19 protein-coding genes and 1 tRNA gene are annotated in these 20,644 nt (G+C 71.8%); 7 read left to right on the forward strand and 13 right to left on the reverse strand.

The genetic code is table 11. The features are described 5' to 3' along the window. Nucleotides 1–2: 2 nt before the first annotated feature. From ACIBQ6_RS07810 to ACIBQ6_RS07830, 5 genes are all read right to left on the reverse strand, one after another. The gene (locus tag ACIBQ6_RS07810) at nt 3–812 is read right to left on the reverse strand and encodes a carbohydrate ABC transporter permease (protein WP_358288237.1); all 810 of its coding nucleotides are present in this window, start codon (nt 810–812) and stop codon (nt 3–5) included. Further along, nucleotides 809–1,678, reverse strand: coding sequence for a sugar ABC transporter permease (locus ACIBQ6_RS07815; RefSeq protein WP_358288240.1), 870 nt, complete (start codon nt 1,676–1,678; stop codon nt 809–811). Before ACIBQ6_RS07815 ends, ACIBQ6_RS07810 begins: the two co-directional genes overlap by 4 nt. Further along, nucleotides 1,675–2,985 (reverse strand): ABC transporter substrate-binding protein, encoded by a 1,311-nt coding sequence (locus tag ACIBQ6_RS07820; RefSeq protein ID WP_397210680.1) that lies wholly within the window; start codon nt 2,983–2,985, stop codon nt 1,675–1,677. Before ACIBQ6_RS07820 ends, ACIBQ6_RS07815 begins: the two co-directional genes overlap by 4 nt. Then, nucleotides 2,982–4,121 carry an aminotransferase class V-fold PLP-dependent enzyme gene (locus ACIBQ6_RS07825; protein ID WP_397210681.1) on the reverse strand — a complete coding sequence of 380 codons (1,140 nt, stop codon included), beginning with the start codon at nt 4,119–4,121 and terminating at the stop codon, nt 2,982–2,984. The genes ACIBQ6_RS07820 and ACIBQ6_RS07825 overlap by 4 nt, the downstream gene beginning before the upstream one ends. Before the next feature lie 222 nt (nt 4,122–4,343). Then, nucleotides 4,344–4,417, reverse strand: a tRNA-Lys gene (locus ACIBQ6_RS07830). Nucleotides 4,418–4,518: 101 nt separating this feature from the next. Here ACIBQ6_RS07830 and ACIBQ6_RS07835 point away from each other — a divergent pair. Beyond that, the gene (locus ACIBQ6_RS07835; RefSeq protein ID WP_358288247.1) at nt 4,519–5,358 is read left to right on the forward strand and encodes a MoxR family ATPase; all 840 of its coding nucleotides are present in this window, start codon (nt 4,519–4,521) and stop codon (nt 5,356–5,358) included. Further along, a complete protein-coding gene (locus ACIBQ6_RS07840; RefSeq protein ID WP_397210682.1) occupies nt 5,351–6,730 on the forward strand; it encodes a VWA domain-containing protein in 1,380 nt (459 codons plus the stop codon). Before ACIBQ6_RS07835 ends, ACIBQ6_RS07840 begins: the two co-directional genes overlap by 8 nt. Before the next feature lie 6 nt (nt 6,731–6,736). Here ACIBQ6_RS07840 and ACIBQ6_RS07845 read toward each other — a convergent pair whose 3' ends face one another. Further along, nucleotides 6,737–7,501 (reverse strand): nuclease-related domain-containing protein, encoded by a 765-nt coding sequence (locus tag ACIBQ6_RS07845; RefSeq protein WP_397210683.1) that lies wholly within the window; start codon nt 7,499–7,501, stop codon nt 6,737–6,739. 149 nt (nt 7,502–7,650) lie between these two features. Between ACIBQ6_RS07845 and ACIBQ6_RS07850 the strand changes: the two genes are divergently transcribed. Next, complete coding sequence (locus ACIBQ6_RS07850; protein ID WP_397172270.1) at nt 7,651–8,265, forward strand: TetR/AcrR family transcriptional regulator; 615 nt, start codon at nt 7,651–7,653, stop codon at nt 8,263–8,265. Here ACIBQ6_RS07850 and ACIBQ6_RS07855 read toward each other — a convergent pair. From ACIBQ6_RS07855 to ACIBQ6_RS07865, 3 genes are read right to left on the reverse strand one after another with little or no spacing between them, the layout of a single operon-like run. Then, nucleotides 8,224–9,279, reverse strand: a complete 1,056-nt coding sequence (locus tag ACIBQ6_RS07855; RefSeq protein WP_397210684.1) for an acyl-CoA dehydrogenase family protein — start codon at nt 9,277–9,279, stop codon at nt 8,224–8,226. The two genes, ACIBQ6_RS07850 and ACIBQ6_RS07855, sit on opposite strands and share 42 nt — an antisense overlap. Continuing rightward, the gene (locus tag ACIBQ6_RS07860; protein WP_397210685.1) at nt 9,276–10,439 is read right to left on the reverse strand and encodes an acyl-CoA dehydrogenase family protein; all 1,164 of its coding nucleotides are present in this window, start codon (nt 10,437–10,439) and stop codon (nt 9,276–9,278) included. The genes ACIBQ6_RS07855 and ACIBQ6_RS07860 overlap by 4 nt, the downstream gene beginning before the upstream one ends. Next, nucleotides 10,436–11,638, reverse strand: a complete 1,203-nt coding sequence (locus ACIBQ6_RS07865; protein WP_352352052.1) for an acyl-CoA dehydrogenase family protein — start codon at nt 11,636–11,638, stop codon at nt 10,436–10,438. Before ACIBQ6_RS07865 ends, ACIBQ6_RS07860 begins: the two co-directional genes overlap by 4 nt. 107 nt (nt 11,639–11,745) lie before the next feature. Between ACIBQ6_RS07865 and ACIBQ6_RS07870 the strand changes: the two genes are divergently transcribed. From ACIBQ6_RS07870 to ACIBQ6_RS07880, 3 genes are all read left to right on the forward strand, one after another. After that, nucleotides 11,746–12,321 (forward strand): GNAT family protein, encoded by a 576-nt coding sequence (locus ACIBQ6_RS07870; protein WP_358288267.1) that lies wholly within the window; start codon nt 11,746–11,748, stop codon nt 12,319–12,321. A 24-nt stretch (nt 12,322–12,345) separates the two neighbouring features. Beyond that, a complete protein-coding gene (locus tag ACIBQ6_RS07875) occupies nt 12,346–14,742 on the forward strand; it encodes a hypothetical protein (RefSeq protein ID WP_397210686.1) in 2,397 nt (798 codons plus the stop codon). Between the two features lie 169 nt (nt 14,743–14,911). Beyond that, nucleotides 14,912–15,037 (forward strand): hypothetical protein, encoded by a 126-nt coding sequence (locus ACIBQ6_RS07880; protein WP_358288272.1) that lies wholly within the window; start codon nt 14,912–14,914, stop codon nt 15,035–15,037. A gap of 42 nt (nt 15,038–15,079) precedes the next feature. Here ACIBQ6_RS07880 and ACIBQ6_RS07885 read toward each other — a convergent pair whose 3' ends face one another. Continuing rightward, nucleotides 15,080–15,652 carry a TetR family transcriptional regulator C-terminal domain-containing protein gene (locus tag ACIBQ6_RS07885; RefSeq protein ID WP_358288274.1) on the reverse strand — a complete coding sequence of 191 codons (573 nt, stop codon included), beginning with the start codon at nt 15,650–15,652 and terminating at the stop codon, nt 15,080–15,082. Between the two features lie 82 nt (nt 15,653–15,734). Here ACIBQ6_RS07885 and ACIBQ6_RS07890 point away from each other — a divergent pair, with 82 nt between their 5' ends. Then, nucleotides 15,735–16,895, forward strand: a complete 1,161-nt coding sequence (locus tag ACIBQ6_RS07890; protein WP_397210687.1) for an FAD-dependent monooxygenase — start codon at nt 15,735–15,737, stop codon at nt 16,893–16,895. Here the strand turns inward: ACIBQ6_RS07890 and ACIBQ6_RS07895 are convergent. From ACIBQ6_RS07895 to secA2, 3 genes are all read right to left on the reverse strand, one after another. Beyond that, nucleotides 16,864–17,808, reverse strand: coding sequence for a DMT family transporter (locus ACIBQ6_RS07895; protein WP_397210688.1), 945 nt, complete (start codon nt 17,806–17,808; stop codon nt 16,864–16,866). The two genes, ACIBQ6_RS07890 and ACIBQ6_RS07895, sit on opposite strands and share 32 nt — an antisense overlap. Nucleotides 17,809–17,972: 164 nt before the next feature. Beyond that, the gene (locus tag ACIBQ6_RS07900) at nt 17,973–18,347 is read right to left on the reverse strand and encodes a VOC family protein (RefSeq protein WP_397210689.1); all 375 of its coding nucleotides are present in this window, start codon (nt 18,345–18,347) and stop codon (nt 17,973–17,975) included. Between the two features lie 54 nt (nt 18,348–18,401). After that, nucleotides 18,402–20,552 (reverse strand): accessory Sec system translocase SecA2, encoded by a 2,151-nt coding sequence (secA2, locus tag ACIBQ6_RS07905; RefSeq protein ID WP_397210690.1) that lies wholly within the window; start codon nt 20,550–20,552, stop codon nt 18,402–18,404. Nucleotides 20,553–20,644 lie beyond the last annotated feature (92 nt).

Below are 20,644 nucleotides of genomic sequence, written 5' to 3' on the forward strand. Positions count from 1 at the left end.
GGTCAACCTTTCGTGGCCCCGGCCAGCAGGCCGGAGATGAACTGTTTCTGAAGGATGAGAAAGAGGATCATCATGGGCAGCGCGGAGATCGCGGTGCCCACCATGACCTGGCCGAAGTCGGTCCTGGCCAGCCCCTGGAGGGTGGCCAGCGCGACCGGCAGGGTGAACATCTCGGGCGTGCGGAGCGCGATCAGCGGCCACAGGAAGTCGTTCCACGCGCCGAGGAACAGGAAGACCGCCAACGCCGCGAGCGCGGGCCGCATGACCGGCACCACCACCCGCCACAGCACCCGGAGCTCCCCCGCCCCGTCCACGCGCGCCGCGTCGAGCAACTCGTCGGGTACGGCCTGCAGCGACTGCCGGATGAGGAAGATCCCGAACGGAACGGTCAGGTTCGGCAGGATGAGCGCCGGGAAGGTGTCGATCAGCCCGAGGTCGTTCATCATCTCGAAGATCGGGATGATGGTGACGCCGCCCGGGATCACCAGCGTCGACAGCAGCAGGACGAAGAAGGCGTTCCTGCCGCGGAACTCGAACTTGGCGAACGCGTAGCCCGCCAGCAACGCCACGACCAGCGCGATCGACGTCTGGACGGTCGCCACGAGCAGCGTGTTCCCCAGCACGCGGAGCAGGCCGATGGACTCCTCCAGCTTCGCGGTGTTCGCTCCGAGCTGGTCGCCCGGCGAGAACGTGGGCGTGGCGCCGAAGATGTCGGCGTTGGCGTGCGTGGCCGCCATGGTCAGCCAGTAGAACGGGCCGACGCACAGGGCGAAGCACGCGGCGAGCGCGAAGGTCAGCAGCCAGCCCTTCATTTCCTGCCTCCGGTGAGCTTGAGCTGCACCAGCCCGAAGCCGGCCACGATCAGCGTGAGCGCGTAGGCGATCGCCGAGGCGTAACCGAAGTCGAAGTAGCGGAAGCCGTTCTGGTACAGGTAGAGGGAGATCGTCAGGGTGGAGTTGTCCGGGCCGCCGCCGGTGAGCACGAACGGCTCGTCGAACAGTTGCAGCGTGCCGATCGCCGACAGCACGATCGTCAGCAGCAGGATCGGCCGCAGTTGCGGGACGGTGATCGACCAGAAGCGGCGGACCGCTCCCGCGCCGTCGACCATCGCCGCCTCGTACAGCTCCTTCGCGATGCTCTGCAGCCCGGCCAGGTAGATCACCGCGTTGTAGCCGCAGTAGTGCCAGGTCAGCGCGATGACGATGGCGATTCGCGCCCAGAAGGGGCTGCCCAGCCAGTCGATCGGGCTGACGCCGAAGAGGCCGAGCAGCCAGTTGAGCAGGCCGGAGTCCTTGCTCAGGATCACCGAGAACATCACGCCGTAGGCGACCAGGCCGGTCAGCGAGGGCATGAAGACGCCGAGCCGCCACAGGGCGCGCAGCCGTACGAGCTTGGAGTTGAGGCCCAGCGCCAGCAGCAGCGCGAGGATCAGCATGATCGGGACCTGGACGACGAGGATCAGCGCGGTGTTCCACAACGACGTCCAGAACAGCGGGTCGTTCACCAGCCTGACGTAGTTGTCCAGCCCGGCGAACGAGCGCGCCGCCCCGGCGCCGGTCGTCAGGCTGATGTAGGCCGCCGCCAGGATCGGATAGCCCTTGAAGCAGACGAAGCCGAGCAGCGCGGGCAGCACCAGGAAGTACGGAACGTTTCTCCTGGTGAGCAGGCGGGCGGTCATCCCGCGAGCTTCCTGCCGGACTGCTGGGACAGCTGCTGGGCCGCCTGGCTCAGCGCGGCGGCCGGGTCGGCGCCCTTCAGCAGGACCTGGGTCTGCGCGTCACTGGCGATCTTCAACGCGCGGGCGTAGTCGCCGGAGTAGTAGGTGGCGTCCGCGCCCTCGCCCAGCGAGTCCACGAAGGTCTTGAGCGCGGGCTGCCCGCCGTAGTAGTCCGTCTTGGCGGTGAACCGCGGGTCGGCGTAGGCGTCGTTCAGCGCGGGGAAGACCCCGCCGTCCTTGAACACCTTGTTGATGACCTCGGGCCTGGTCAGCGCGTACTCAAGGAACTTGAACGCCTCCGCCTTGTGCGGGCTGGTTCCGGAGACCGACAGGTACGTGGAGTTGACGATCGCGGTGCGCTTGCCGCCCGGCACGACGGCCGGCGGCTGCATGACGCGCCAGAGCCCCTTCTGCTCCGGCCACATCTCGGGGATGTAGCCGACCGCCCAGGCCGCCCACGGCAGCACCGCCACCTTGTCCTCGCTGATCAGCTTCTTCCGCGTCCCCTCGCCGGAGGTGTCGGCGACGATCCCGGCGTCGTTCATCTTCTTGATCAGGGTCATCGCCTGCACGGCGGGCGCCGAGGAGAGCGTGACCGCGCCCTGACGGTCGAAGTAGAAGGCGCCCTGCTGCTGCAGCAGCGACTGGAAGAGGTCCATGTCCACGCTGCCGGCCGCCGGCTTGTTCAGGCCGATCAGGTAGGCGCCCGTCTTCTCCTTGAGCTTCTTGCCCGCCTCGATGGCGTCGTCCCAGGTCCTGATCGCCGCGGAGTCGATGCCCGCCTTGTCGAACAGGTCCGAACGGTAGAAGAACCCGACCGGGTTGACCTCCCACGGCATCGCGTACGCCTTGCCGTCCTTGCCGGTGACCGTCGGCCACAGGCCCTTGGCGAAGGCGTCCTTGTACTTGTCGGCGCCCAGCGCGCTCAGGTCCGCCAGCCCGCCGGGGAACTTCTCCATGTATCCGGGCAGGTAGTCGATGCCGATGTGCAGGACGTCCCCCAGGCCCTTGCCGCCCGCGGCCATCCCCACCGTGATCTTCTCCCAGATCGCGGGGTTCCCGACCACCTGGACGTCGACCTTGATGCCGGGGTTCGCCTGCTCGAAGTCCTTGGCCACCGAGGCCAGGCCGTCGGAGGCGGGCTTCCAGCTCCAGACCGTGATCTTCACGGGACCGGTGGACCTCTGGTCGCTCCCGCCCCCGCCGCCGCAGGCGGTGACGGCCAGGGCGAGAGTCGCGGCGACGACCATGACGGCAGGTCGGTTCATGACGATTCCTTTCTCGGGGGGTGCAGGGCGGCGGCCAGACGCTGTACGGCCTCGCCCGAGGTGGTGGCGTGGGGCGAGAGACGGATCCACTCGCCCCGCAGAGTCGTGGTGAGCCCGGCGGCGGCCAGCGCGGCATGGACGGCCGCCGGATCCCGGCCGGGCATCGTGAAGGACCCGATCCCGCTCCACTCCGCGGCGCCACGGCCGGCGCCGGGCGGCGCCGGACCGCCGGCGCCGGCGGGCGCGTCCAGCAGCACCCGTGCCCCAGCGGCGCGGGCCGTGTCGAGCAGCTCACCCAGCCGGTCGGCCGTCCTGCGGCCGATCTCCGCGACGCCGGCCTCCAGGACCAGCTCGATCGCGACGCCCAGGGCGGCGACGCCGGAACAGTCGGGATTGGTCATCGTGTGCGCGGCCGCTCCCGCGAGCGGCGGCCGGGGCGCGGGGCCCGTCAGCGGGCCCTCGACCCCCGACCACCCGCCGAGCCCTGGCGCCATCAGCCCGGCGACGCGGTCGCGGGCCAGGAAGAGAGCCGCCCCCCATCCGGCGCGCAGCCACTTCTGCCCGCCGCAGACCAGCACGTCGGCGGCCTCCACCTCCAGCGGCACGGCGCCCAGCCCCTGGATCGCGTCCACGACCAGCACGCGTCCCGGCCCGAGCACCTCCTTCAGCGCGCCCAGCGGCGCGGGGTAGCCGGTGAGCGCGTCGACCGCGCTGACCGCGAGTGCCCGGACCGACGCGTCCAGGTGCTCGGCCAGCACCTGCGGGGTGAGGCGCACTTCGTCGATCCACCGCACCCGCAGCCCGCCGCGCCCCTCGAACCGCAGCCAGGGGTAGACGTTCGCGGGGAACTCACCCCGGGGCACCAGCACCACGCCCTCTCCGGGCAGCGCGGCGGCGGCGGCGAACAGCCCGTGGCTGGTGGAGGAGAGGAACGCCACTTCGTGCTCGGCCGCCCGCAGCAGCCGCGCCGCGGCCGAGCGCGTCCGCGCCGCCTGCTCCTCGAACCAGGCCAGCGGCATGTCGCCGACGCGGCGGCGGGCCGACTCGGCCAGGACCGCCGCGACCGCGCGGGAGAGCGGCCCCAGCCGGGCGAAGTCGAGGTAGCCGGGTGGCTCCGCAAAAATTTGAACGTTCATATCCTCTGACGGCTCATCCAGGCATGACGAAGTGGGGAGTGTGCGGCTGACCGGGGATAACGGGGCTCAGCGATATGAACGTTCATATTACGCAGCTTCCTTCTGGCCGCAAGCAAAGATTGCATAACGGCCCGTGGAAGCAGGGGGCTCGCACCTTCGGCCAGAGCCGCGGGAAAATGCGAAAACCCCAGCTCAGCGTACTGAACTGGGGTTTTCGTGCGGTGCGCCGCCAGGGACTCGAACCCCGGACCCGCTGATTAAGAGTCAGCTGCTCTAACCAACTGAGCTAGCGGCGCTTGCAGAGAGGAATATACCGGTGATCCGCATGTTGGTCGAATCGACCTGGGTCGAGCTCCTGCCGCTAGAATAAAGTTCGGCCTGCAGACAGGGAGCATCGATGTTCGACTCGCCCGCCGACGTGACGGCGCGGCTCGCCGCCGTGGACTACCTCTCCGACGACGCCATCTCCACCTCGGTGTTCCTCGCCGCCGCGCTGGGCAAGCCGCTGCTGGTCGAGGGGCCCGCCGGCGTGGGCAAGACGCAGCTCGCCAAGGCCGTGGCCCAGGCGACGGGCTCGGAGCTGGTCCGCCTCCAGTGCTACGAAGGTCTCGACGAGGCCCGCGCCCTGTACGAGTGGAACTACAAGAAGCAGCTGCTCCGCATCCAGGCCACCAGCGCCGACGACGACATCTTCACCGAGGAGTTCCTGCTCGAACGCCCGCTGCTGAAGGCGATCAGGTCGGCCGCCCCCACCGTGCTGCTCATCGACGAGACCGACAAGGCCGACGTCGAGGTCGAGGGCCTGCTGCTGGAGCTGCTGTCGGACTTCCAGGTCACCATCCCCGAGCTGGGCACGATCGCCGCCACCCGTAAGCCGTTCGTGCTGCTGACCTCCAACGCCACCCGCGAGCTGTCCGAGGCGCTCAAGCGGCGCTGCCTCTACCTGCACATCGAGTACCCGACGCCGGAGCGGGAGCGCGACATCGTGCTCGCGCAGGTGCCGACCATCCGCGCCGACCTGGCCGAACAGCTCGCCAGGACGGTCGCCACCATGCGGGCGCTGGAGCTGAAGAAGGCGCCGTCGGTCGCCGAGACCGTCGACTGGGCCAACACGCTGCTGGCCCTCGGCCGCGCGGAGCTGGACGAGACGACGGTGGCCGAGACGCTGGGCGTGGTGCTCAAGCACGCCTCCGACCAGACGCGGGCGATCAAGGAGCTGGGGCTGCCGGATGCCTGAGCGCGGATCGCTGGTGGACCGGCATGTCGGTTTCGTGCACGCGCTGCGCGAGGCGGGCCTGCCGGTGTCGCTCGCCGAGGGGCTCGACGCGGCCCGCGCGCTGCGGGTGATCGACCTGAGCGAGCGGGAGTCGCTGCGCGCCGCCTACGCGGCCACGCTGGTCAAGAAGCCGGCCTACCGTCCCGGCTTCGACGTGCTGTTCGACCTGTGGTTCCCGTCGTCCACGACCGGCATGTACGCCCCCCGCCCCGCCGAGGCCCGCCTGGACCCGCGGACGGCCCCGGTGGACGAGCTGCGCGCGCGCCTGGCGGAGCTACTCACCGGCAGCACGGACGCAGAGCTGCGGGAGTTCGCCCAGGCCATGGTCGAGCGGTTCGGCCGCCAGCAGACCACCGGTCCTGGCCGCCAGAACTGGTTCTCCTACAGCGTCCTGCGCGCCCTGTCGCCCGAGACGCTGATGGCCCGCATCCTGCAGAACGTGCTGGCCGGGCAGGAACGCGGCGGACTGGCCGAGAAGACCGTGCGGCAGCGCGTCAACGGCAACATCCGGCGGTTCGAGGAGGCCGTGGCCACCGACGTGCGCCGGCGCATCGCCGAGGACTCGGGGATCGAGCGCATCGCCCGCTCGGCCGTGCGCCCGCCGCTCGACCAGATCGACTTCCTCCGCATCACCAGGGCCGACCTGGCCAGGCTGCGCAAGGAGGTCCATCCGCTGGCCAGACGGCTGGCCGCGCGGCTGACGATCAAGCACAGGAAGGGGCGCAGGGGGCGGCTGGACTTCCGGCGCACCGTACGGGCCTCGCTGCAGAGCGGCGGCGTGCCGCTGACCACGCACTTCAAACCGCCCCGGCCGCACAAGCCCGAGCTGGTCATCCTCTGCGACACCAGCGACTCGGTCTCGTCGTTCGCCCATTTCACGCTGCTGCTGACGTACGCGCTGCGGGAGCAGTTCACGAAGGTGCGGGCGTTCGGGTTCGTGGACCGGGTGGACGAGATCACCCGCTTCTTCGTGCCCGGCGCGGACGTCGTGGAGGCCATGACGCGGCTCGCGGACGAGGCCGACATGTCACGGTTCGGACGCACGAACTACGGCCACGCCCTGGAGGGCTTCGCCGAGCGCCACTCCGACGCCATCGGCCCGAGAACGTCGCTGCTGATCCTCGGCGACGCCCGCTCCAACTACCAGCCGCCGGCCCTCGACGTGCTCAGGCGCCTGACGTCCGGGGCCCGCCACGCCTACTGGCTCAACCCCGAGCCCAGGCAGCAGTGGGACACCGGCGACTCGGTCGCGAGCGAGTACGGCACCGTGGTCGAGATGCACGAGTGCCGCAACGTCGCCCAGCTCACCGCGTTCATCGAGACGCTGGCCTGACGGCGGTCAGACCTTCTGCAGCTCCCTGGCCGCGGTGCGGGCCAGCAGCTCGACCTGCTCGTCGGTGAACACCACGCCGTCGACCGCCTTGATGCGCCTGGCCACCAGGCGCGGCTTGAGCAGCGTGAGCCCCTCGCCGACCACGATGCCGCCGCGCGGCAGCAGCCCGCAGTGGACGGCCAGCATGGGCGAGATCGTGACCTCGATCCCGGTCTCGCGGGTCAGCAGCTCGGCGAAGGCCTCGGCGGTGTCCACCAGCGGTTTGGCCCACTTGGTGCCGTACTTCTCGCTGAAGAACAGCCTGCCGTTGTAGCAGCCGATCTCGGTGTCGGGGCTCCAGGACTCGTTGTCGATGACCCAGATGCCGGTCGGGCCGATCACGAGGTGGTCGATGGAGGCCTGGTCGCGGATCGCGCGGCCGTCGAGCACCTGGTAGCCGCGCCGGGCGAGCTGCCTGCGCAGCAGCCGGCCGGTGATCAGCTCGCCGCGCCGGGCGCCGCGCCAGACGGCCGTCGCGCGGAAGGAGCGCCAGTCGATGTACCAGTCGACGGCGGCCACGAGACCGGCGGTGACGGCCCCCCAGAACAGCATGTACTCCGAGCCGAACCGCAGCGCGAGCAGGATGCCGCCCACCGCGCCCACGCCCGCCTTGACGTACCGGGACCGGCGCCGGTTGGGCGCGTCCTCACGCCAGAACTTCTCGTACCACCACTGCGGGGATGAGCCTGTGTACTTCTCGTCCTGCTGCACGTAGATAGAGCCACCGGGCACGGCAAACTCCCCGAATGAGTAGAAACCCTCAGGATCTGCCACTCCGAAGATCCCTCGCCGGTCTAAGGCATACCCAAGCACGAACCAAGGTGAGCCTAAGGTGACGCAAATAAAACCTGCAAGACCGTCAACCGACCAGTCGGTATGCTATGGCGGGTGACAAGGGGGACGATGTGAAGGAAGAACCCGTCCGGCAGCGGTTGCTCGCCGAGGCGACCAGGCTGTTCGCGGCCCGTGGATTCGAGGGGACCTCGGTCCAGGAGATCGTCCAGGCGGCCGGCGTCACCAAGGGCGCCATGTACCACTATTTTGACTCAAAAGACGATCTGCTGCACGAGATCTACGCCCGTCTGCTCCGCATGCAGATGGACCGGCTGACGCGCATCGCCGACGGCCCCGGCACGGTCCGCGAGCGGCTGCACCGGGCCGCGGCCGACGTCGTGGAGACGACGACCGCCAACCTCGACGACTCCAAGATCTTCTTCAGGTCGATGCACCTGCTCGCGACCGAGAAGCAGAAGACCGTGCGCGCCGAGCGCCGCCGCTACCACGAACGTTTCCGCGACCTGGTGGCCGAGGGGCAGCGCACGGGCGTCCTCAGCGACCGGGTGCCCGCCGAGCTGGTCGTGGACTACTTCTTCGGCTCGGTGCACCACCTGGGCACCTGGTTCCACGCGGACGGGCCGCTGACCGGCGCCCAGGTGGGCAAGCACTTCGCCGACCTACTGCTGAACTCCCTCGGGGCCGGGGACGCCGGCGAGTGAGGCCAGCGCCTCCCGATGGTCGCCGGGCGTGCCGAGCGCGATCTCGGTGGCCTTGGCGCGCTTGAGATACAGGTGCACGGGATGCTCCCAGGTCATCCCGATCCCGCCGTGGAGCTGCACCGCCTCCTCGGCGGCGTGCACCGCCACCCCGGCGTTCCACGACTGCGCCACCGCGACCGCGATGTCCCCGGGATCGGCGGCCGCGCCGCGGGCGGCGGCCCTGGCCCTGACCACGTCCAGCCAGAGGTCGGCCAGCCGGTGCTTGATCGCCTGGAACGAGCCGACCGGCCGGGCGAACTGGTGGCGCTCCTTGACGTAGGCGAGCGTCGTGTCCAGGCACCACTCGGCCACGCCGACCTGTTCGGAGGCCAGCAGCCCGGCCCCGAACCTCAGCACGCCGGCCAGGTCGCACTCCCCCACGTCGCGGGCCGGCGCCCCGGACAGGGTGACGGTGGCGACCGGCCTGGTCAGGTCGAGCGAGGGCACGACCTCGACGGTGGCGCCCTCGACCTCGTACAGCCTGCCCTCGAAGGGGACGAGGAGCACGTCGGCCACGTCCGCGCCGGCCACCCCGGTGACGGCGCCGGACAGCCGCCCGCCCGCCAGCCGCACCGACGACCCGCGCTCCGGCCGGTACGGCGAGGCCGCGAACGACACGACCAGCGCCGCCGTCCTGCGTCCTTCGGCCAGCTCGCCGAGCAGGGCGTCACCGGTGGGCAGCAGCGCCTTGGTGGCCAGCACCGCGCTGGTCAGGAACGGCACCGGCGCCACGGCCCGGCCCAGCTCCTCCAGCACGACGGCCACCTCGCTGGCCGACGCGCCCGCGCCGCCCAGTTCCTCGGGCACCAGGAGCCCGGCGACGCCGATCTCGCCCGCCAGCGTCTTCCACAGGTCCAGGTCGTAGGGCTGCGACTCGACGCGCCCGAGCACCGCGGCGGGCGGGCAGCGGTCGGCGAGCAGGCCGCGCACGGCCGCCCGGAGCTCCTCCTCGACCTCGGAGTAGAGCAGAGTCATCGCGGCAGGTCCTTCCAGGGCACGTCCTTGTCGACGCGGGGCTCGGAGGGCAGGCCGAGCACCCGTTCGGAGATGATGTTGCGCAGGATCTCGGACGTGCCGCCCTCGATCGAGTTGCCCTTGGCCCGCAGGTAGCGGTAGCCGGGGCCGCGGCCGTAGAAGTCGACGTCCTCCGAGCGGCGGAACGTCCAGTCGTCGTAGCCCAGGTCGCGGCGGAGCTCGACGTCGAAGCCGGACAGCGCCTGGTTGAGCTTGGCGAACGACAACTTCATGCCCGAGCCCTCGGGACCGGGCTGGCCGGCGGCGAGCTGCTCGCGCAGCCGGGCCCCTGACAGGCGGGTGACCTCGGCCTCCACCCACAGCGCCAGCAGCCGCTGGTGCAGGTCGTGGGTGCGCAGCTCGGGGTGCGCGCGCCAGGCTTCCAGCACCGCGCCGACCATGCCGCCGCCGCGCCGGACGGGTGCGCCGCCGATCGCGACGCGCTCGTTCATCAGCGTGGTCTGCGCGACCCGCCAGCCGTCGCCGACCTCGCCCAGCCGCAGGTCGTCGGATAGCCGCACGCCGGTCAGGAACACCTCGTTGAACTCGGCCTCGCCGGTGATCTGCCGCAGCGGCCGCACCTCGACGCCGGGGGCGTGCATGTCGCAGACGAAGTACGTCATGCCGCGGTGCTTGGGCACGTCCGGGTCGGTGCGGGTGACCAGGATGGCCCAGCGGGAGTGGTGGGCGCCCGACGTCCAGACCTTCTGGCCGTCGATCACCCACTCCTCGCCGTCCCGGACCGCGCGGGTGGCGAGCGTGGCCAGGTCGGAGCCGGCGCCGGGCTCGCTGAAGAGCTGGCACCAGATCTCCTCGCCGGTCCACAGCGGGCGCAGGAAGCGCCGTCTCTGCTCCGGCGTGCCGAACGCCAGGATCGTCGGCGCGGCCATGCCGAGGCCGATGCCCTGGACGCCGCTGTTGATCTGCGGCGTGCCGGCCAGCTCGTGCTCGACCACCTGCTGCAGCTCCCTGGCCGCGCCGAGGCCGCCGAGCCCTTCGGGGAACCAGACCCAGGCCAGCCCGGCGTCGAACCTGGCCCGCAGGAACTCCAGCCGGTCCCCCTCGGGGTCGTGCTCGCCCAGGAACGCGCGCACGCGCTCCTTGATCTGCGCTTCGTTCACATGAACCTCTTCAGCTCGCGATAGGCCAGGGACCGCTTGTGCACCTCGTCGGGACCGTCGGCCAGGCGCAGGGACCGGGCGCCCGCCCAGAGCGCGGCCAGCGGGAAGTCCTGGGAGACGCCGCCCGCGCCGTGCACCTGGATGGCCTTGTCCAGGATCCATTCGACGGTGATCGGGGTGGAGATCTTGATGGCCTGGATCTCGGTGTGGGCGCCCTGGTTGCCCACGGTGTCCATGAGCCAGGCGGTCTTGAGCACGAGCAGGCGCAACTGCTCGATCCTGATGCGGGACTCGGCGATCCAGTCCTGGACCACGCCCTGTTGGGCGACCGGCTTGCCGAACGCCGTCCTGGCCAGGGCCCGCTCGCACATCAGCTCGACCGCGCGCTCGGCCATGCCGATCAGGCGCATGCAGTGGTGGATGCGGCCGGGGCCGAGCCTGGCCTGCGCGATGGCGAAGCCGCCGCCCTCCTCGCCGATCAGGTTCTCGGCCGGTACGCGCACGTCCTCGAAGATCACCTCGGCGTGGCCGCCGTGGTCGGCGTCGGTGTAGCCGAAGACGTGCATGCCGCGCTTGACGTGCAGCCCCGGGGTGTCGCGCGGCACCAGGACCATGCTCTGCTGCCGGTGCTTGGGCGCGTCGGGGTTCGTCTTGCCCATGACGACGAAGATCTTGCAATTGGGGTTCATCGCGCCGGAGATGAACCATTTGCGGCCGTTGATGACGTACTCGCCGCCGTCGCGGACGATCGAGGTGGCGATGTTGGTGGCGTCGGAGGAGGCGACGTCGGGCTCGGTCATCGCGAAGGCCGACCGGATCTCGCCGTCGAGCAGCGGGCGCAGCCACTCCTCGCGCTGCCACTGGCTGCCGAACATCGACAACACTTCCATGTTGCCGGTGTCGGGGGCGGCGCAGTTGGTGGCGGTGGGGGCGATGCTGGGGCTGCGGCCCATGATCTCGGCCAGCGGGGCGTACTGGAGGTTCGTCAGGCCGGCGCCGTGCGCGCCCGGCAGGAACAGGTTCCACAGGCCGCGCTTCCTCGCCTCGTCCTTGAGGTCGTCGAGCAGCGGTGGCGGGCTCCAGCCGGCGGCCGCGGCCTGCTCCTCGAAGGCGGGCTCGGCCGGATAGACGCATTCGTCCATGAAGCGGAGCAGGCGCTCGCGCAGGTCCTCGGTGACGGTGTCGAAGGCGAAGTCCATGCCGGTGAGCCTACCGACCGGCCGGTATGGATGTCGACAGGTGGTTCCCCGCAAAAAGGGCCAGGTGGCCGTCAACCTGCGACGGGAGCGCCGCCTATCGTGGCGGCATGACCGCCAAGCTGCCCGCGCCCGTGGTGCTGGAGAACGACGTCGTGCGCCTCGAACCGCTCACCCTGGACCACGTCCCCGACCTGTTCGCCGCCGGCGGCGGGGACGACGAGCTGTGGCGCTGGCTGCCGATCGCCACCCCGCGCACCGAGGAGGACCTGACCAGGACGGCCCGCGCGCTCATCGGCGACGACCAGCACGTGCCGTTCGCGGTGATCCCCAAGGAGACCGGACGGCCGGGCGGCTGGACCACCTACATCGACGTGCCCGGCTTCGACGACAGCGTCGAGATCGGCTGGACCTGGTACGGCCGCGCCCACTGGCGCACCGCGGTGAACACCAACTGCAAGCTGCTGCTGCTCGACCACGCCTTCGGCCTCGGATTCAACCGGGTCCTGCTCAAGACCGACGTGCTGAACCTGCGCTCCCAGGCCGCCATCCGGCGCATCGGCGGCGTGCACGAGGGAACCCTGCGCCGCCACCGCAGAAGGCCCGACGGCACCTGGCGCGACACGGTCTATTTCGGCATCCTCGAAGAGGAATGGCCGGAGCACCGGGCTCGACTGAACCGCTGAACGGAAGGCGGCATCTAATCCCGCATGACTGATCGGCTGGGAGGCTACTGGCTCGGCGCCCGGCTCGACGGCGGCGGGCGGACCACCGTCCGCGAGGCCTACGACGAGTCGGGCGGTCGCCATGCCCTCCACCTGCCCGGACCGGGCGCGTACGCGACGGTCCCGCAGGTGCGCTCGGTGCACGCGGCGCGACTGGTCGAGGCGTGCCCGCAGGGCGATCCGCCGTATCTGGTCAGCGAGTACATCGAGGGGCCGACGCTGCGCCAGGTCGTCGAGCGGCACGGCCCCTTCGCCGGTGACGACCTCTACCGCCTGGCCGCCGCCACGGCCACCGCGCTGGCCGCGGTGCACGAGGCGGGCGCGGTGCACGGGTCGCTCACGCCCGACAAGATCATCCTGGGCGCCGAGGGGCCGCGCCTGGTCGGGCTGGGGCTGGCCGACGCCGAGGCCGGCCCGGCGGACGACGTGCGGGCGTGGGGGCGCGTCCTGCTGTTCGCCGCGTACGGGCTCACCGAGCGATTAGGCAACGGGGAGCGCCTCGACCGGCTGTTACGCGGCCTGGTCGCCGCCGCGCTCCACGACGACCCCGAGCGCCGCCCGGACGCCCGCCACCTGCTCATGTCCCTGCTCGACGCCCCGCAGTCCCAGCTCGGCCGCCTGCTGCCGCCGGAGCCCGTCGACGACCCGCCGCTCGGCGTCCGCGCCGAGGCCCTCTACCTCCAGCTCTGCCGGGCGGACCAGGATCTGGTGCCCGAGGTCTTCCTGCGCCTGGTCGGGCTCGACGAGTCCGGCGGCGACACCGTGGCCCCCGCCCTCCGCGACGACCTGGTCGCCGGACGCGCCCCCGACGAGGTGGCCGCGATCGACCGGGTGCTGGAGGCGTACGGGAAGGCCGGAATCCTGACGATCGGCGACCGGGGATCCCTCACGATCACCTACACGGCCCTGCTGCGGGCCTGGCCGCGCCTGCACGAATGGCTGGACGGCGAGCGGGACGGCCTGGCCGTGCACCGGGAGCTGGCCAGGGCGGCACGGGCCTGGGAGGCGGGCGGGCGCCGCGAGTCCGACCTCTACCAGGGCGAACCCCTCGACCGGGCGATGGCCTGGGCGGCCGGCGGGCGGCGGCGGGTCACCCTGAGCCCCGGCGAGCAGACCTTCCTGGACGAGGGGCTCGCGCGGGCCCGCGGCGGCGCGCGCAGGCGCCGGAGGCTCGTGGTCGGGCTGCTGTCCGGCCTGTTGTCGGTCGCGCTGCTGGCGGCGCTGCTCGCGGTGTGGCAGCGCGGGGCCGCCGACGGGCGGCTGGAGCAGGCGATGGCCAAGGTCGCCGCGTCGCGGGCCGAGGCGCTGCGGGTGGCCGATCCGGTGACCGCGCGCCGGCTGAGCCTGGCGGCCTGGCGGCTGGCCCAGGTGCCGCAGGCGCGGCGGGCGCTGACGGCGGCGGCCGCCGACCCGGCCGTGGACGTCTTCACCGACCCGCACGCCGGGCCGCGCTCGCTGTACGCGATCAGCGACGACGGCTCCCGGCTGGCCGCGCTGACCGACGACACGGTGCGCGTCTACGACGTCCCCGGGCGCCGGCGGCTGGCCGAGACGGCCGGTCCCGAGCAGAGCGTGCGGGCGATGGCCTGGTCCCCCGACGGGCGCACGCTGGCCTTCGTCGGCGTGGACCGGTCGTACCTGTGGGACACCGCGTCGGGGCAGGGCGTGGGGCCGCCGTTCGGGAGGGGGCTGGGGGCGCCGGGCGAGCAGTCGGCGTGGTTCAGCCCGGGCGGCGGGCTGCTGTTCGCGGCGGCCCGGCAGTCGGGCGAGCGGTGGGCCTGGGACCTGCGGGCCCGCCGGGCGGCCTTCGTCGGCGAGTACGCGGTGGCCGGTCCCGGCGATCGGGTGGCGCTGACGTTCGAGGGCCGGCGCTCGGCGATCAGGCGCGGCGGCCGCGTCACGCCCGCGCCGTGGCTGGACCGGATGCCGTGGGAGTACACGACGTTCGCGCCGGACGGCGAGCGGGTGGCCATCGCCGAGGAGACCGGCATCCAGATCTACGACCTGGACGGCGTGCCCGTGCTCGGCACCCGGCTGCGCCCCTCCCCCGGCCACCTGCGCTTCAGCCCGGACGGGCGGCTGCTGGCCGGGACGGACAACGACCGGGTGCGGGTGTGGCGCGTCCCCGACCGCGTGCTGCTGGCCGAACGCCAGGTGCCGGTGGGCGGCGCGGACCGGCCGCCGCGGGCGGTGCTGGCGGACGACGGGCGTACGGCCCGCGTGCTGGCCGCCGGCGGGACGGTGCTCACGCTGGACCTGGCCCGGTCGCCCGCGGCCGGCGATCCTGCGTCGGCGGTGTGCGCCCGCTACGGGGGCCTGTCGGCCGCGGACTGGGCCCGGCATCTGCCCGAGGTGCCCTACCGGGCGACCTGCCCCGGCTGACGACGGCTGATCGCGGCCAATCCCGGCCGATTGCGGCTGATCACGGCGTTACGCGAATTTTTCTCGAATTCGTGGCGTGGATCTTGAACCAACCCCCTTGCCGGGCGCGTAACCGTAGTCATACGGTCACCGTGAGCTGTTGGTCGAAGAGAAGGAGAGTTCCCCCCGTATGGGCAGGCATGAGGCACCCCCCAAGGACGAGTCGCCGGAGGCCGGGTCCGGCGCGGCCGACGGCCACCGGGAGCCTCGCGGCAAACACGCGAGGGACGGCGAGGACGCGGGCGGCGAGGAGTAGGCCGCCCGAGGCCACGCATGGCCGACACGGGCGCCGGCGGTCCTATCCGCCGGCGCCCTCGTCACGCAGCATGCCGGTCAGCAGGTCGCGCAGCGCGAGGGTGAGCTCCTCCACGGAGGGCACGGAGCCCGCGCCGGCGATCGCGTCGAACATCAGCCCCTCCCCGAAGGCCACGAGCTGGCGGGCGTGGCGCACCGGGTCCTTCGACCCCAGGGCGGCCAGCATGGCGGGCGCCGGGTCGCGGAAGCGGCGGCCCGCCCGGTTGTAGATCTCGCGCAGCTCGGGACGCCTGGTGGCCTCCAGGGCCAGCTCGTAGCGGGCCAGGGTGCGCCTGCGGTCGTCGAGCTGCACGCGCACCGCCTCGGCCAGCCGGGCGGGCAGGTCGTCGAGGGTGAGCGGCACCGGCTCGTAGGCGATCGCCATGGCCTTCATCTCCAGCTCGGTGAGCCGGGACAGGGTCAGCTCCAGCAGGGCGGCGCGGGTGCGGGCCAGGTTGGACGTGGACCCGGGCGGCAGCCCGGCCGCCTCGTCCACGGCGCGGTGGGTGAGGCCGCGCATGCCCCGCTCGGCCAGCAGGGTGATGGCCGTGTCGGCGACGGCGTCAGCTCGTTTCACGGACCGAATACTACAGGGGTAGTGCGAGCGAACTACAGGCGTAGTACGCTGACACTACAGACGTAGTAACCAAGGAGGCGTCATGCCCAAGGCTGTGGTGATCGGTGGCGGCATCGGAGGGCTGGCCTGCGGCGTGGCCCTGCGCCGCAAGGGGTGGGAGGTGAGCGTCCTGGAGCGGGCGGCCGCCGTCGAGCCCGTCGGGTCGGGGCTGGCGGTCGCCGCCAACGCGCTCAAGGCGCTCGACACGCTGGGGTTGGGCGACCGGGTGCGCGAGCTGTCCACGGTGGAGGGACCGCTCGGCGTGCGGCGGGCGGACGGCCGCTGGCTGACGCGTACCACCACCGATCACGCCGACGCCCGGTACGGGGACTCGGTGGTCGTCATGCTGCGGGCGACCCTCATGGACGTGCTCGCCGACGCCCTGGAACCGGGCGTCCTGCGGCTGGGCGTCACCGTGACGGGCGTGGACGCCGAGCGCGGGATCGTCCGCACGGACGCGGGCGAGATCGAGGCCGACCTGGTCGTGGGCGCCGACGGCATCCGCTCGGCGACCCGGCGGGCGCTCTTCCCCGGCCATCCGGGGCCGGTGTACTCGGGGGTGACGGCGTGGCGGGCGCTCGTCCCGCGGAACGGGCTGGAGATCCCCCGGTCGGAGAGCTGGGGCAGGGGGCTGGTGTTCGGCGTCCATCAGCTCACCGACGACCTGGTCTACCTGTACGCCACCGACCTGTCACCCGCCGGCGCCGCCCACGGGGACGAGCGGGAGGAGCTGCTGCGCAGGTTCGGCGGCTGGCACGAGCCGATCCCGGCGCTGCTGCGGGCCGCCGACCCGGCCCGGATCATCCGCAACGACGTCCACTACCTGAAGACGCCGCTGCCCGCCCTGCACCGGGGCAAGGTGGCGCTGGTGGGCGACGCGGCCCATCCGATGACCCCGAACCTGGGCCAGGGCGCCTGCCAGGCGCTGGAGGACGCCGTGGTGCTCGCGCACGTGGCGGAGGGCGACCTGGCCGCCTACACCGCCACGCGGCTGGCGCGCACGTCGGGGGTCGTGCGGCAGTCGATGACGATCTGCCGGGTCACCAAGCTGCGCAACCCGCTCGCGGTACGGCTGCGCGACCTCGCGGTGACCGTGGCGGGCCGGCTCAGCCCGGAGCTGATGCTGCGTTCGATGGACGACGTGCTGGCCTGGCGTCCGCCGGTGGAGGCGGTCACTGACCGGACGCGGGCCGCCGACCGGTGACCGCGCCCTCGGAGGCAGCCTCGGCGGCAGCCTCGGCGGCCACGGTCGCCGAGGTGAGCACCGGGGGGACGGGCGCTGGGGCCGGGGCCGGCTTGGAGTGGTCGGGGGTGAGGCGGCCGAGGGTGATCGTGCCGCCGATGGTCAGCGCCCCGGCCAGCAGGGCGGGGATGGCCGTGGACGGGCTGGCAGGCAGCGGTTCGCCGAGCAGGATCGCCCCCGCCAGCACCGACGTGATCGGGTCGATGACCTGGACGCCGGCGTAGGCGATGCCGAAGTAGCCGACCGCGTACGAGCGCTGGAGCAGCACCACCGCGCAGACCAGCAGCACCGGCACGGCCAGCGTGAACCAGTGGATCAGCCGTCCCCAGTCGCCCTCCAGCCCGCCGCCGACCACCCGGACGAACGTCGAGACGCTCGCCGTCACCACCCCGGCGCCCACCGAGAGCAGCAGCGCCCGCGCGGGCCCGTGGAAGCGCCGCGCGAGCACCTGCGAGACCAGCGCGATCGCCGCGATGACGCCCAGGAAGGCGAGCGCGGCGCCGCTGCTCAGCCGGGGCGTGACGTTGTGCTGCGGCACCAGCAGCATGAGCCAGAGCAGGCCCACGGCCACGGCGATCGAGCCGAGGATCTCCGCCCGGTACGGCCTGCGCCCGTACATGAAGGCGGCCAGCGGCACCGCGAACACCAGGGTGGCCACGCTGATCGGCTGCACGGCCACCAGCGGCGCGAAGCTGAGCGCCACGGCGTGCAGGCACGCCCCGGTGAAGCCGATGACGCCGCCGATCCACCAGCGGGGGCGCCGGACCAGCTTGAGCGAGGCGCCCGCGGCCACGGCCTCGTACTGTTGGAGGGCGGCGCCGAGCGCGTATCCCAGCGCTCCGGCCAGCGCGATGAGCAGCCCGATCCAGGTCATCGGCGCCCACGCAGGGGCAGGGGTCCGTGCAGGAGCATTGCTCCAGCTTAAGAGCCGAGCGGAGCACTACCATCATTCTTTAGGCTGATAATTCGCCCAATTGGGGCCGCCACCTGCACGAACTTGTGGCTGATCCTTGAGCCCCCGCAGGGGCGTCGCGGCCCCTACGATTGCTCGGGAACCACGCAGAACAGGTGGCCCTCCGGGTCCTGCAGCACGATCCAGCGCGTGCCCTCCTCGGTGACGCCCGGCTGGAACTCCGGCTTGACCGCCCCGAGCGCGGTGTACTCCTCGACCGCCTTGTCCAGGTCGGGGACGCGGAAGTCGAGATGGAACTTCTTGTCGGCGCTGGGCCACTCGCCCGGCTTGTAACCGGGGACGCGGCCGAAGTAGATGCTCGTGGAGCCGTCGCCGATCGCCGCGTACTCCTCCTCCGAGTACTGGATCTCGAAGCCGGTCACCTCGTGGTAGAAGGCGGCCAGCTTCCGGGGGTCGTCGCAGTCGATGGTGAAGGCGATGAGCTTGGCTTTCGTCGTCATGCGTCCATGCTCGCAGGCGTACCTGTCATCTTCTGTCAGGTACGCCCGGCATGTTCAGCCGCGGCGCGTGGCGGCGGTCACCCGCTTGAGGATCCGGTCCCATTCCGTGCCGAACGGGTTGTCCTGCACCAGGTATGTCCAGGTGGCCGACGGGCGCTTGAGGTCGGGCTCGGGGGCCTCGAACGACTCCAGCGAGCGGCGTTCGACCTCGGCCTGCAGCGCCTTGTACTCGGCCACGGCCTCCCGCTGGAACTCGTCGACCGGGCTCATCCGGCCCAGCGCGCGCAGGTGGATGCCCTCGCGCAGGTCGTTGAGGAAGGCCAGGTGCTCGGTCCAGCAGGTGTCGATGGCGTGCAGGACGATCTGGCGGGCCGTCTCGTCCCTGGTGTCCTCGGGCAGCTCGGCCCAGCGCTCGGGGTCGGCCTCGGCCAGCGCCTTGGCGGCGGCGTCGCCGTGGAGGACCTTGTCGCGCCATTCGAGGATCAGCTCACGCTGGTGTTCGAGCAGGCGGGTGTAGCGCCAGGTGTTGCGGTGGATCTCCAGGTTGACGCCCTCGGCCACCCGCTGGGCGTGGCCCACGATGTACGCGCCGCGCCGGTGGCGCACCAGGCCGTCGGGGTCGGCGGCGGGCGGCCGCTCGTCGGGGACGAACTGGGTGATCAGGTCGTCGGTCATGCTGACGAAGAAGACCGAGCCACCCGGGTCGCCCTGGCGGCCGGCCCGGCCGCGGAGCTGGTCGTCGAGGCGGCTGCTGGCGTGGCGGCCGGAGCCGATCACGTAGAGGCCGCCGAGCTCGGCCACGCCCTCGCCGAGCCGGATGTCGGTGCCGCGACCGGCCATCTGGGTGGAGACGGTGATCGCGCCACGCTCGCCCGCCCTGGAGATGATCACGGCCTCTTCGGCGTCGTTCTTGGCGTTGAGGACGACCGGTTCCATGCCGCGGCGCTGCAGGAGCTTGGCGAGGTTCTCCGACTCGGCCACGTCGAGGGTGCCGATGAGGATCGGCCGGCCCGTCTCGTGCACCTCCTGGATCTCCTCGACCAGCGCGGCGTCCTTGTCGGGGACGGTCGGGTAGATGCGGTCGGGCTCGTCCTGCCGCACGCACGGCCGGTTGGACGGGATGACCGCGACCTTGAGGCCGTAGAACTCGCCGAGCTGCTCGTTGACCGCGACGGCGGTGCCCGTCATGCCGCAGATCTGCGGGTAGCGGCGGATCAGCCCCTGGACGGTGATCGAGTCGAGGATCTCGCCCTTCTCGCTCGGCGGCAGCGCCTCCTTGGCCTCCACGGCCGCCTGGAGGCCGTCGGGCCAGCGCTGCAGCAGCGCGACCCGGCCGCGCGAGGGGTTGATCAGCTGCACCCTGCCGTCGCGCACGATGTAGTCGACGTCGCGGGCGAGCAGCGCGTGGGCGTGCAGGGCGAGGTTGAGCTCGATGAGGGTGCCGGGCTCGTGCTCGTCGTAGAGCTCGACGCCGAGGATGTTCTCGACGCTGTCGGCGCCCTTGGGGGTGAGGTAGACGTTGCGCGCCTGCTCGTCGATCTCGTAGTGGTAGCCGCGGACGAGCGTGCGCACCAGCGCCGCCATCTCCGGCACCGCGCTGCCGGGGTCGGCCGCGCCGGCCATCACCAGCGGCACCCTGGCCTCGTCGACCAGCACGGAGTCGGCCTCGTCGATCAGCGCCACCTCGGGCGCGGGCACGACGATCTCGGCCGGGTCGGTGCGCAGCCGGTCGCGCAGCACGTCGAAGCCGATCTCGCTGACCGGCCCGTACGTGACGTCCTTGGCGTAGGCGGCCCGGCGCTCCTCCGGGGTGGAGTTCTGGTCGATCCAGCCCACGCTGACGCCGAGCGCCTCGTAGAGCGGGCCCATCCACTCGGCGTCGCGCCTGGCCAGGTAGTCGTTGACGGACATCACGTGGACGCGCTTGCCCTGCAACGCGTAGCCGGCGGCGGCCATGGCGCCCGACAGGGTCTTGCCCTCGCCGGTCGCCATCTCGGCCACCTTGCCGTCGAGCAGGGCGAGCGTGCCCAGCAACTGCACGTCGTACGGCCGCAGCCCGAGCGTGCGGTCGGCGGCCTCGCGCACGACCGCGCAGAACTCGGCCAGATCGTCCATGGCCGGCGTCGGCAGCTCGTCGAGCTTCCCGACGCGGCCGGCGCGCTCTTCGGCCGCCTTGACGATCTTCAGATAGGGGCTCAGGTTCACGCCGCCTGGACGATCCAGGAGGTTTCTGAATATTCCCTTTATCGAGGCCACAGTTCCTCCAACGCACGTTTCGCCGGCGCCGTTCCGTTATG

Origin of the sequence: Nonomuraea sp. NPDC049655, assembly GCF_044465465.1 — a bacterium.
Lineage (GTDB): Bacteria > Actinomycetota > Actinomycetes > Streptosporangiales > Streptosporangiaceae > Nonomuraea.